This is a genomic window from Williamsia sp. 1135, assembly GCF_002095395.1.
Taxonomy (GTDB): domain Bacteria; phylum Actinomycetota; class Actinomycetes; order Mycobacteriales; family Mycobacteriaceae; genus Williamsia.
Genome location: NZ_MJEI01000099.1, coordinates 38,002 through 50,201 on the forward strand (window position 1 = coordinate 38,002; position 12,200 = coordinate 50,201).

The 12,200-nt window shown below is 65.5% G+C and carries 12 protein-coding genes; 4 read left to right on the plus strand and 8 right to left on the minus strand.

Features of this window, described 5'->3' with window-relative positions; genetic code table 11:
- Nucleotides 1-38 precede the first annotated feature (38 nt).
- The 6 genes from phoU to BFL43_RS18025 form a co-directional block, all read right to left on the minus strand.
- Nucleotides 39-698, minus strand: coding sequence for a phosphate signaling complex protein PhoU (phoU, locus tag BFL43_RS18000; protein ID WP_084837552.1), 660 nt, complete (start codon nt 696-698; stop codon nt 39-41).
- A gap of 80 nt (nt 699-778) precedes the next feature.
- Entirely contained in the window at nt 779-2,959 is a 2,181-nt protein-coding gene (locus tag BFL43_RS18005) for an LCP family protein (RefSeq protein WP_206186702.1), read from the minus strand.
- 201 nt (nt 2,960-3,160) lie between these two features.
- A complete protein-coding gene (dusB, locus tag BFL43_RS18010; RefSeq protein WP_084893981.1) occupies nt 3,161-4,288 on the minus strand; it encodes a tRNA dihydrouridine synthase DusB in 1,128 nt (375 codons plus the stop codon).
- Between the two features lie 103 nt (nt 4,289-4,391).
- A complete protein-coding gene (locus BFL43_RS18015) occupies nt 4,392-5,390 on the minus strand; it encodes an acyl-ACP desaturase (RefSeq protein ID WP_084893869.1) in 999 nt (332 codons plus the stop codon).
- Between the two features lie 218 nt (nt 5,391-5,608).
- A complete protein-coding gene (locus BFL43_RS18020) occupies nt 5,609-6,109 on the minus strand; it encodes a nuclear transport factor 2 family protein (RefSeq protein ID WP_084893870.1) in 501 nt (166 codons plus the stop codon).
- Nucleotides 6,109-6,591 (minus strand): hypothetical protein, encoded by a 483-nt coding sequence (locus BFL43_RS18025; RefSeq protein ID WP_084893871.1) that lies wholly within the window; start codon nt 6,589-6,591, stop codon nt 6,109-6,111. The genes BFL43_RS18020 and BFL43_RS18025 overlap by 1 nt, the downstream gene beginning before the upstream one ends.
- Before the next feature lie 193 nt (nt 6,592-6,784).
- Here BFL43_RS18025 and BFL43_RS18030 point away from each other — a divergent pair, with 193 nt between their 5' ends.
- From BFL43_RS18030 to BFL43_RS18045, 4 genes are all read left to right on the plus strand, one after another.
- Nucleotides 6,785-8,791 (plus strand): serine/threonine-protein kinase, encoded by a 2,007-nt coding sequence (locus BFL43_RS18030; RefSeq protein ID WP_084893872.1) that lies wholly within the window; start codon nt 6,785-6,787, stop codon nt 8,789-8,791.
- Nucleotides 8,788-9,603, plus strand: coding sequence for a hypothetical protein (locus tag BFL43_RS18035; protein WP_084893873.1), 816 nt, complete (start codon nt 8,788-8,790; stop codon nt 9,601-9,603). The genes BFL43_RS18030 and BFL43_RS18035 overlap by 4 nt, the downstream gene beginning before the upstream one ends.
- 101 nt (nt 9,604-9,704) lie before the next feature.
- Entirely contained in the window at nt 9,705-11,252 is a 1,548-nt protein-coding gene (locus BFL43_RS18040; protein WP_240498337.1) for a hypothetical protein, read from the plus strand.
- On the plus strand, nt 11,249-11,887 hold the full coding sequence (locus BFL43_RS18045; RefSeq protein ID WP_084893874.1) for a DUF305 domain-containing protein: 639 nt from the start codon (nt 11,249-11,251) through the stop codon (nt 11,885-11,887). The genes BFL43_RS18040 and BFL43_RS18045 overlap by 4 nt, the downstream gene beginning before the upstream one ends.
- Here the strand turns inward: BFL43_RS18045 and BFL43_RS29780 are convergent.
- On the minus strand, nt 11,875-12,000 hold the full coding sequence (locus BFL43_RS29780) for a hypothetical protein (protein ID WP_276206115.1): 126 nt from the start codon (nt 11,998-12,000) through the stop codon (nt 11,875-11,877). The genes BFL43_RS18045 and BFL43_RS29780 overlap by 13 nt on opposite strands.
- Nucleotides 11,997-12,161: a hypothetical protein gene (locus BFL43_RS29040; RefSeq protein WP_168176670.1), complete on the minus strand. Its 165-nt coding sequence runs from the start codon at nt 12,159-12,161 to the stop codon at nt 11,997-11,999. Before BFL43_RS29040 ends, BFL43_RS29780 begins: the two co-directional genes overlap by 4 nt.
- Nucleotides 12,162-12,200: the final 39 nt, after the last annotated feature.

A 12,200-nucleotide genomic window follows, 5' to 3' on the forward strand; every position in this document is an offset into this window, starting at 1 on the left:
GTGTGCTTATGGCCGGAGCGTGTGCTTTTGTGGAGGCGCTAGACCTCGATGAACTGTTCCGGGGTCTGACCGGTCGCCTGGAACACGACACGCCGGCCGATCAGCACGGCATGGTCGGCGAAGCGCTCGTAGTAGCGGCCCAGCAGGGTCACGTCGACGGCCGCGGCGACGCCGTGGCTCCATTCACGGTCCATCAGCACCGTGAACAGGTGACGGTGCAGATCGTCCATCGCGTCGTCATCGTCCTGCAGCTTCAGGGCGTCTTCCGGGTTCTGGGTGGTGAGCACTTCGCGGGCGTTCGACGCCATGGTGATCGCCAGCCGGCCCATCTCGGCGAAGTAGCCGTTGACCTCTTCCGGCAACGCCTTGGCGGGGTGCCTGCGGCGTGCGACCTTCGCGACGTGAAGGGCCAGCGCACCCATCCGGTCGATGTCCGCGACGATCTGGAAGCCGCTGACGATCGACCGCAGATCTCCGGCCACCGGTGCCTGCAGCGCGAGGATGGCGAACGCTCGTTCTTCGGCTTGGGTCGACAGTGTCGTCAGGTGCTCATGGCTCCCGATGACCTCCTCGGCGACCGCGAGGTCCGCCTGGAGCAACGCCTGGGTGGATCGTTCCATCGCCACCCCGGCCAGTTCGCACATCTGTCCCAGAACTCCGTTGAGTTCTGCCATCTGCTCAATGTAGGCACTACGCATGTATCAACCGTACTGCCACAATCGGTGTTATTGGTGGTCGGCTGGTGAACTGCGAATGAACGAGTGTCCGACGTCTGGGATTAGCTGCAGCTGGTGTCGCCGGCGTTGGTCACCGTCAGGTCGTTGGGCAGTTCGCCGCCGTCGGCGTCGCGTGCCACTTCGTCCGCGCTGATCTGTGCACCCTCATACGGCGCCTGGCCGAGATCGCCGGTGAACGAACTGCCGACGATCACCTCGATACCGGCCTCGAGGTTCGGGTCCGACTGGATGGTCGTACCCGGGAACATCTGCGCGACGGTCGCGGCGGCAGCCTGCTGACCTGCGCCGTAACGGACAACCGTGTCGGTCCGGTTCTCCGACGCATCTGCGACCCCGTTCACCTGGTAACCCTGGGCGGCCAGGCTCTCCGAGATGCCGCTCGCCACGCCGGTGGTGCCGGTGCCGTTCAGGATCCGCAACGAGACGGCGTAGGGCGACACCGCGCTGACGGTGACCACGGACGGTTTCGGCGCCGCCGAGGTCGTGGGCCGCGTGGTCGTGGTCCCGCTCGACGTGGTGGGTGTCGTTTCCTGCTTCTCTCCGGGCAGCGGCTCGTCGTTGATGATGGCGTCGAAGATGGCGCGGATGTCGTCGTCACGCGGGATCTCGTTGCCTGAACCGTCTTCGGCGGTCCCCGACGTCGGAGCGGTCAGGAATGTGACCCGGCCGGCGTCGAGACCCTGCATCGACTGCGCGAGTTGCAGCAGGTCATCGGTGTTCACCTGGTCGACGAAGCTGTACTGGATGAAGGTGTCGATGATCCCGTTGAGGGTCGCCGGGTTGGCGAGCACCTTGCTGGAGAGGGATGCACGCAGCAGCGAGGACATGAAGAGTTGCTGACGCTTGATACGGCCGTAGTCGCCGGTGCCCTCGGTTTCGATGTTGCGGGCGCGTACGTAATCGAGCGCCTTGCCACCCCTGAGCGTCTGCTTTCCCGCCTTGGTCAGGATCGGGCCCAGTTCGTAGTCGTTGAGCGGAACTGTCGAGCAGACCTCGACGCCGCCGATCTTGTCGACCACCTTCTCGAAACCATAGAAGTCCATGGCGATGAAGTGGTTGATGTTCAAGCCGCTGATGTCGGTGAGGGTTTCGACCATGCACTTCGGGCCGCCCTCCCCGTACACGCTGTTCAACTTCACGCCGTCGGCCGGTGGCAGCACATCGGTGGTGTACGTGCCGGCGTCGTTGTTCCAGCCCGTGCACTCGGGGCGGTTCACCTGCAGGTCGCGCGGGAAGGACACGGCGACCACGCGACTACGGTCGGCGGGGATGTTGACCAGCAGCACGGTGTCCGATCGCGCGACGCCTTCGAACAGTTCGGCACCGCCGGCCCCCATCTTGCCGTTCTCCCCGGACCGGGTATCGGTGCCGACGATGAGGTAGGTCTCGTCGCCGGTCTGCAGCTGCTTGTCGCGGATCTTCTCGCTGTCGGAGTTGACGGCGTCGACGGTGTTCCAGTTGCCGTCCTTGACCTTCTGATATCCCCACACGACACCGGTGCCGAGCAGGGCCATCACACAGGCGACGGCGATGACGACGCGTCCACCGATGGTGGCGGTACGGATCAGGTGCAGTCGGTCGCGCTGGCTGCGGGGAGCGGCGTGGCGTCTGCCGCCGCCGGTGGCCGCCGGTGCGACGGTGCGGGGGACCCGGGTGGTGGGGTTGTCGTCGTCCGCGGGGGGATCGGAGGGGACCTGCCCCTGCGATTCGTTCGACGCGCGGCGGGCGGTGGCGGTGCCCGACAGATCGGGACCGTTGTCGGTGTCGACCTGAGGGATGTACCGGGTCACCTCGACGTCGTCGGCGACATCATCGGGCGCAGCTGCGCCTCGGGGGGTGGCAGGAATGACCTCGGTGTTGGGCTCATCGGCGGGTGGGCGGCCGGTGGCGCCGACAATCGTCTCGGTGGGCGCATCGGCCGGGCGGAAACGTCGCGGACGGCGGGCCGGCTGGTCGGTCCCCGACTGGGAGCTCGGGGCGGCGGCAGGCGGTTGGGCGTCGGCATCCGGACCGCCGGCGGCGTTCATCCGATTGAGCAGTTCGCGGACCGTCAGGCGGTTGTCGCCTGAGCGTGAATCGGCGGAGCGCGGACCGGCGGAGCGTGAATCGGTGGGGCGAACGGGGGGTTCGCGCAGGACTTCGTCAGACGGTGCACCGAGCCGGCGGCGAATCTCGTTGCGGCGTTCTTCGGGCGTGCGCCCCCGCAGTTCGTCGTCGCTCACTCATGTTCCTTCGGCCTCATGGGCGCCGGGCTGGATCTCAGGCCCGATGGACTGGAGACCAGCCGGGCACGGCGCGGTGTCGATGATACTGGGCCAACCGGGTGAGGAGGGTGTGGCGAGGAGATACACAGCGTTCATGACACGTTTGCATTCGACAACATGAAACCAGCGTTTCCAGATGCAGGATTTGCTGAGGCGAACTCAGCCGCCGGAATGCATGACCTCGGCGCCGTCGGGAACGGCCTCGTCGTCGGGATCATCGAGCCAGCCGTCGGGCAGCGCCACCGCCGACGGCGAGCCCTGCCGACCGCGGGGACCGTGACCGTCGGCCGGAAAGGGCACGTCAGCGGGTAGTTGGCCGACGAGGTCGGCGAGGTGCTGCACGGTCTCCACCAATGCCATCTCGCGTCGCAGCTCCGAACCGACCGGAAAGCCGCGCAGATACCAGGCGACGTGTTTGCGGATTTCACGCATGCCCTTGAACTCGCCGTGATGATCAGCGAGGAGTTGTCCGTGACGAATGATGATCTGCGCCACTTCGCCGAGATTTGGTGCCTCTGGGGCAGGTGTGCCGTTCAACTCGGCGCTCAGTTCGGCGAAGAACCATGGCCTCCCGAGGCAGCCGCGGCCGATCACAACACCGTCGCACCCGGTCTGCTGCATCATCCTGGTGGCGTCGCCGGGTTCGAAGATGTCGCCGTTACCCAACACCGGTACATCGGTGACGTGTTCCTTGAGACGGGCGATCTCATCCCATGCGGCGGTACCCGAGTAGCGCTGCGACGCCGTACGGGCGTGGAGTGCAACGGCTTTGGCACCCTGCTCAGCGGCGATGCGGCCCGCGTCGAGGTGTGTGTGATGGTCGTCGTCGATGCCGATCCGGAACTTGACGGTCACCGGGATGTCGGTGCCCTCGGTCGCACGGACGGCTGCGGCGACGATGTTCGCGAAGAGGCGACGCTTGTACGGAATCGCCGATCCGCCGCCCTTGCGGGTCACCTTCGGGACGGGGCAGCCGAAGTTCATGTCGATGTGGTCGGCGAGGTTCTCGTCGACGATCATTTTCGCGGCGGCGTAGGTGTACTCCGGGTCGACCGTGTACAGCTGCATCGATCGGGGGTTCTCGTCCGGGCCGAACGTGGTCATGTGCATCGTGACCGGATGGCGCTCGGTCAGGGCACGTGCAGTGACCATCTCGCACACGTACAGCCCCGCCACCGTGCCGGTGCGGGCAAGCTCGAGCTCGCGGCACAACGTCCTGAAGGCAACGTTGGTCACCCCGGCCATCGGAGCCAGGACCACCGGGCTCGAGAGCTCGATGGACCCAATCCGGAGAGACGAAGGCGAAGCCGGAGCTCGACCCGTCTGTTCAGCAGCGGGGGAATTGGTCGTCTGGGGGAGTACGGCGGTCAGAGCAGTGCTTTCTCTAGAGTCAGGACGCGGCGGAGAGCTTCTCGCGCTTGGCAGCCTCACGGGCCAGCGCGCGATCGCGCATCTCTTCGAACTTGAGTGTGTCGGCGCCGAGCTTCTCGAGGAACGCGGCCAGGTCCTCGCGGATCTTCTCGCTCTCGGCGCTGAAGTCCTCGCGCTCGAAGATCCTCCACTTGCGCAAGACGGGCTCGATGACCTCTTCCAGGTGCTGACGCAGGTCGTAGATGCCGTGCTTGGCCATCAGGACGCCGTTCCGGCGGAAGTTGGGCATGCCCGCGCCCGGCATCTGGAAGTTGGAGACGACCTCGTAGATGGCGCGCAGGGTCTGATCAGGAGCCAGGTCGAGGCCGGCGCCACAGATGTTGCGGTAGAAGACCATGTGCAGGTTCTCGTCGGCGGCGATGCGCTGGAGCATGCGGTCGGCGACCGGATCGTTGCAGGCCTTGCCGGTGTTTCGGTGGGAGACGCGGGTCGCGAGTTCCTGGAAGGTGACATAGGCGACCGAGCGCAGGATTCCGGCCGAGCCCTCGCCGTTGTCGAACTCGCTGGCGCGGTCACCGGCGGCGGCAATCGACGAATAGCCGTTGGTCATGTGGATCATGCGGGCCTCTTCGAGGGCCACGGGATCGACTCCACGGGTCACGACGAGGTAGTCGCGCATCACGATGCCGTGACGGTTCTCTTCGGCGGTCCACCGGCCGACCCAGTGTCCCCACGCGTCGTCCATCGTGAAGTTCTCGGCAATTTCACGGTGGTAGGAGGGCAGGTTGTCCTCGGTCAGCAGGTTCGTGATCATGGCGGCCTTGGCCACCTCGTCGAGCTGCGACTGCTCGGGGTCCCAATCCTTGCCGCCCAGGGCGGCGAAGTTCTGGCCCTCGTCCCACGGCACGTAGTCGTGGGGATGCCAGTTCCTGGTGGTGCGGAGATGGCGGTTGACGTTTTCCTCGGCCGCCGGTGCAAGTTCCTTCAGAAGCTCAAGTTGGGTCAACTCGCGTGCCATTAGATATTCCTCCAAGAAGGCTAGGCTGTAAGGCTCCAGGATACGGGGTCGTTGCGCCGCCACCCTAGTTGTAAACAACGCGCCGTGTCACTCATCGGCGTCACATCGATCAAGGTTCTGTCTCTGTACGGCTTCGTCGCCGGTGGGGCTGGTGTTAGCCGGGCTGGGCACCGTGTGGTGCAGCTAACGCGCAGGAGGTCGAGATCCCACGCATCCGATCAGAAGTACTTTCCCACCGTTTCGAGCCATTTGGTGGCGTCGTCGGTCAGATTCCCCAGCTCTCGGGCCTTATTGCACCAGGCTTTTGCCGCTTGGGCAAACTCCATCGGGTTGTAGACGTCCTCTTCCTTGGCCCAGAGGCCATCGCCTCCATACGTGAGGATGGTGATGTTGGTGGCGGTGAATACCGTGCCGTCGCCCGGGTCGCGCATGGGGTTGTCGATCTCACAGATGATGCGGCCGGTCTCTTCATCGACGACGTGCCACAGGGACAGGTAACCCACCATGTGATTGCCGGGGAAGCGTCCCATCGTCTTCTTCACCCAGGTCCGGATCTCTTCGCGGCCCTTGAAGGTGCCCAGGGCGTGTTCGACGTAGTCCGCGTCGACGGTGAACTGGTCGGCCCACGGGTCCCAGTCCTGGGTGATCGCGACCTTGTCGTTGAACGCCTTGAACTTGGCGAACTCCGCCTCGAGTTCTTCTCTGCTGAACTGCCCCATCAGTTGCCTCCCGTGATCAGGTTTCCCGGCCGGACGGAGAAGGTCGCGTCGATGCGCGCGATGTCACACGCGCTGTTGAACGCGAAGGTCTCGTCGATGGTGGAATCGGCAATGTTGAGATCGCCGACGCCGTATTTGAGGTCGTAGATGACGCGGATGAGGTTTCCGGCTCCCGACCAGTGCTGGTTCTTGATTCCCGTGATGCCGCCGTACTGCAGGTGTGCCGCCAGCTCGGCCTGCATCACGTCCCCGGAGAAGCCGGTTTGAACGCCGTTCTCGAATCGGACGACGTCGTCGGCGACGGGGACGTCGTAGGCGAACGACGGGTCGGCCAACGCCGCTACGTATGTCTCGGCGCCGGCGAGTAGTTGCGCCGGAGTGCAGGTGGCGACCGGTGCTGCCGCAGCGGTCGATGGGATGAGGCACAGTGCGGCACCGACCAGCAGAGCGCAGGCGAGGATCCCGGAACAAGGCGATTTCATGAGTTGAGCGTATGTGCTTAACGGAAGGAGTGCGAAGGATTCGCCCGGATCGACGCGAGGATCCGCCCCAATCGACGCGAAGGATTCGCCCCGATCGATCAGACGGTGTATTCGGTGAGCGATGGCTGGTGTGGCCGCCGCGGCGCTGGATAGTATCTGCCTAACCTGCCGACAGCAGGTCAGGTGAAAGGCAATGGCGATGGGCGTGGCGATCGGTTCCCATATCGGTGGCTATCAGATCTTGGAGCTGATCGGCCGTGGCGGGATGGGCGAGGTCTACAAGGCCCAGCATCCGCGGCTGCCGCGTGCCGACGCGATCAAATTGCTGAACAGCACCTACGGCACCGATCCCGACACCAGGGCGCGATTCGAGCGCGAGGCGGACCTGGTCGCGCCGCTCAGTCATCCGAATCTGGTCAACGTTCTCGACCGCGGGACACACGAGGACCAGCTCTGGATCGCGATGGAGTTCGTCTCGGGTACCGATGCGGCGCAACTTCTCTCGGGAGGCCCGCTGCACCCACGCCTCGCCGTGCGGATCGTCTCGCAGATCGCCGATGGTCTCGACTACGCCCACCGCAAGGGTCTGCTCCATCGTGACGTCAAACCCGGCAACATCCTGATAACCCCCGGTGCCGACCCGATGAATCCGGATGCGGTCAAGCTCACCGACTTCGGTATCGCCCGTATGGCGCAGGAGACCGACAGCAGCCTCACCTCGGTGGGGATGACGGTAGGCACTCTGCGGTACAGCGCGCCCGAGCAGATCGGCGGCGAAGAGATCGATCATCGCGCCGACGTCTACGCCCTGGGCTGCAGTCTCTACGAATTACTCACCGCCGCCGCTCCTTTCGATGCACCCACCAGTCAGGGACTGATGGCGGCGCATATGTTCAACCCGCCGCCGAATCCTGCTGCGGCCAACCCCGCGGTCCCGGCCGCGATGGCGGCTGTCATCGCCAAGGCGATGGCGAAGAAGCCCGCGGACCGGTTCAATTCGGGCCGCGAGCTCGCGGACGCGGCGCACGAGGCGCTCAAGGGCGGTGGCGCCCCGAACAGTACCCGCGCGCAGCAGGCCTTCATCCCACCGCCGCTGATTAAACCCGTTCCACCGCAAAATAGTTCACCGCGCAACCCGGTCGGCGCCGTGACCTATCCGCCGAAGTCCCCTCCGGTGCCCGGTCGTGGGCAGTCCACTCCCTATCAATCCAATCCGTATCAGCCCGGCCCCGTGAATCAGGGGTACGGGACGTCGCGGCCTGCTGCCCCGGTCGGAGTTCGGTCGTTGCCGTCGAGTCCGCAGATGCGCAGTGGCCAATACCCGCCCTATGGCGGTCAGGGGACCCCACCCCCTGCGGGGCCCGGGGGTGCGATGTACGCAGCAGCCGGCGCCGGTGGGTCGGCGCCGAAGGTGCCGTGGTTCAAGCGGGCCGCCGTCATGGCCGGTCCGATCATCGCGGCGGCGCTAGTGGTCGGCGTGGTCGCCGGACTGTTGCTGTTCGGTGGTGCGGGGAGCGCACTCGCGACTCCGGCGCCGCCGACCGCCACGATCGCGGATGCGTCCGTGGACATCAGCTGGCCCGAGGTCGACGGAGCCTCGGAATATGTTCTCCGTCAGGGTGAGTCGATCATCTACGTCGGCAGCGAACCGAAGTTCTCTCAACCCATGCCATTGCCCGGCACGTACACCTACTCGGTCTCTGCCCGCTCCGGTGACCGGGACGGATCGCCGTACAGCGAGGCCAGCGGTGAGGTCAAGGTGGCACAGCGCTGGCACGGCCTCGAACAGATCGCCGCCACCTTCCCGGAGATCGTGGGCCCGAGTCCGTTGTCCAGCGACAACTACGGCCGAGAAGCCTGCTTCGGCGGGACCGGCACGGTCGACACCGAGATCCCGAAGTCCGGCAGCATCCTGTGCCGTGACTCCGGCGGCGACTTCACGATTCGGATCAGGCAGTACCCATCGCGGCAGGTGCGGGACGATTACCTCGCCTCGCTGGGTCTGAAGACGTCGTCGGAGACCACAGACCAGGGTGCGTCGGGTGTTCTGTACCAGTCGCCGAGCGCCACCAGCGACTGGGCGGGTACCGCCATCCTGGCCTTCGACGACAGTGACCGGGAGGTCTACGACGTGTCCGTCGCGATGGAGAACGGCAAGGACGCCGATGCGAAGGCGCAACTGGACAGGTTGCCGCTGTGAAGCGCTGGGCGTGGCCGCTGTTGATCGTCGGCGCGGTCGTGGCGCTGGTGGTGTCGCTTGCGGTCACGTACTTCGTGCGGGGTGCGGGTGATTCGGTCGGTGCGCCAACTGGTCTCAGCGTCAGCGAGGAGGACGGGGCGGTGAAGGTGTCCTGGACGGCGGATTCGGCGGCGTCTGAATACTTCTTGAGTCGAGGTGACGAGGTCGTGTACTCGGGCCCGGACACCGAGTTCCGCGACATCTCGGCCATCGCGCCGACCGGGAGCAACACCGTCGCGTACTCGGTGCGTGCCGTCGACTCCGAGGGACGGGTGTCGCCACCCAGCGGCACCGAGTCGGTCGAGGTCGGGCCCGGTTGGGGGTTGTTCGCACAAGCGGCTTCCGCACTGCCCGAGTTGCTGCCGGCCTCGCCGTCCGACGAGGGCTGGAACGGAATGCGCTGTGAGACACGTATGGACGCCGTCCCGCCGGAGGAGGCGGCCGACGTGAACGGGTCGGGGGAGCAGTTCCTGAAGGCCGGCTTTCGCTGCGTCGTCGAGGTCGACGGCGCCGAATACGATCTGTGGACTGACTTCTACGTCAGTCCGGAGGCTCTGAACAGCCGGATGGACGAGATCCGGACCTGGGACGGTGTGAGCTCGACGACCTGGCAGCACGGCCGCGCGATCAACGGCGGCGGCGGCGAGGACACCCGCTGGATGGGCATGTCGGTGGATTCGATTCCCGACCTCTACATCGAGTTGTCGGCCGTGGACAAGAGCACCACCGTGGAGGAATTGGCCCAGGTCGCCGACAGTCTTCCGGTGAACTGATACGCGGTTCGGCGAAAACCCTCCACCGCGGAGGCGTACCCGATAACCTCGCTCCCGAGGACCGGCAATGAAGCCGTAGGGGGCGCCGCGTGGGTACATGGGTGGGGACTGCACGATCGATGATCAGGGCGGCGCTGACGCTGGCGGTGGTGACCGCCGCCGCAACCGCATTGACCATGAGTCCGGCGATGGCGACAGCCCCGCCGGGCTACAACGACCTGACCGACGTGTGGCCGACCGCGGCCCCGCAGGCGAGCTGCCGCGACGGTGACCGGGTCGAGACCGGTATCCAGGGTGAGGTGCCGCTCGAAGACCGCAAGTCAGGCCGCAGCACAAAGGGATACAACTGCAACATCGATCTCGTCGGCCGGTATCAGGGCCAGGGCGCAGGCATCGTCAGCGCGACCTACAAGAACTGCTCGTACACCGGCTCGACCTTCCCGACCAACTTTCTCGGACCCAACCCGGGTGTGCAGGTGCTCGATGTGTCGGATCCTCGCGCCCCGAGATTATCTGCGGTCCTGACCGAACCGGCCATGGTCGGTGGTACGTGGGAGTCGTTGAAGGTCAACCAGAAACGCGGATTGCTCGTCGGCACCGGCGTCGGGCTCCTCGAGGGCGCCGGGTACATCTCGGTGTACGACATCTCCCAGGATTGTGCACATCCTCGACTGCTGAACCACGGGGCGGGTTCGCAACTGACGATGCCGATCCCCATCACCACGCACGAGGGCGACTTCTCCCCGGACGGCAACACGTACTGGGTGACCGGCATCGCGCCGGGCTACGTCAGCGCGGTCGACCTCACCGATCCACGTAACCCGATGATCGTGTGGTCCGGGATCACCGGAATCGAGGCGCACGGGGTCGGTTTCTCACCCGACGGGAACACGCTGTACCTCTCGAATTTGTTGGGGCTGACGGTCATCGACGTCACTGCGGTCCAGAACCGAAAGCCGCGGACCATCGTGGCGCAGTTGATGCCGCACGTCGGTGAGAAGCTGTGGGCCGACGGGCAGATCACCCAGCACACCATCTACGCCACCTACGCAGGCAAACCGCACGTGTTCTCTGTTGATGAGGGTGGCTCGGGTGGGGTGAAGCTGTTCGACGCGGTCGACTCCTCGAACCTACGGCAGCGCAACGCCCTCAAGCTGGCGATCAACTTGCCCGAGAACGCGAATCGGTGGGCCCGCAGTACCACCGCGAACGGGGTGTTCGGCTACGACGCCCACTACTGCGCGATCGATCGGCCGGACGACCCCACGGCGATGGCGTGCGGTTGGATCCAGTCGGGCATCCGTGTTTTCGACATCCGTGATCCGGATGACTTCAAGGAAATCGCCTACTACAACCCGCCTGCCCAGACGGGAAAGCACCTGCAACTGACCAATTCGATTCACGCACTGCTCGGGTCGATAGCGGCGCCCCCGATCATCGGGACCCTGGCGGTCGCGAGAGCGGTGCTGCAGGGTGATTCGCCGATCGACGGGATCATCAACGACCAGAGCCGGCTGATCGGCGGCGATCTGTCCGCGGATTGGTGCCTGTCGCCACCGGAATTCCATGGCGATCAATTGTGGGTGACGTGCATGGACAACGGGTTCATGACCCTGCAACTCGATCCGGCGGCCTACCCGCTGACATGAACGTCGCCCTGCGCCAGTGGCTCTGGCCGGTCATCGTGGCGGTCGTCGCCCTCGTCATCGGTCTGTGCGTCGGCCTTGCCGTCGACAGCGGAGAGCGTGACGCGGTGGCGGCGCCGGTGGCCACCGCGGTCGACGTCGGCTTCGCTCAAGACATGTCCGCACATCACCAGCAGGCGGTGATGATGTGCGACCTGGTACCGGGCGACGCCGCGCCGGATGTGCGTGGACTCGTTGCACAGATCCGTAACGCGCAGTGGCGTGAGATCGGGCAGATGATGGGATGGCTGCAGATGCTCGACGCACCGTTGCAGGGTGCGGACCCGATGAGGTGGATGGGCGATGCCGGGCACGGCCACGGCGGCGAGACCGGGGAGATGCCCGGGATGGCCAATGGCGATGAACTCACAGCACTGCATGCCGCATCAGGCGTCGACGGCGAGATCTTGTTCCTGCAGTTGATGATCCGCCACCACCAAGGCGGGATCGACATGGCAGGCCACGCGAGCCGCACGGTGGCGAACCCGGAGATCAGGCGAGCTGCAGTCGCCATGGTGAAGGGCCAGTCCGATGAGATCGCGGTGATGACAGTGATGCTGCATCAGCGCGGTGGCGAGGCCTTGCCCTACCCGGTCTGACCGCCGACCGTGCCGAAGCTGCCGCCGACCGTGCCGAAGCTGCCGGCGAGCGTGCCAAAACTGCCGCCGAGCGTGCCGAAGATGGCTCGCTCACCCGGCGAGATGGCGGTCACTCGGGTTTCGGTGCGCTCTCCGCCTCGTGGGCCTCGACGTCGCCGGCCCGTTTGTCCAGCGGATCCACGCCGTCGACACCTTCGAGCACCGTGAACTCCTGCTCGGCCTTCGCAACGAAGCCCTTGGCTTCTTCTTTGATCTTGTGCACCCAGTCCGACATGTTCCAACGCTCCCTGCTACTTCGCAGGCGCCTGTGCGG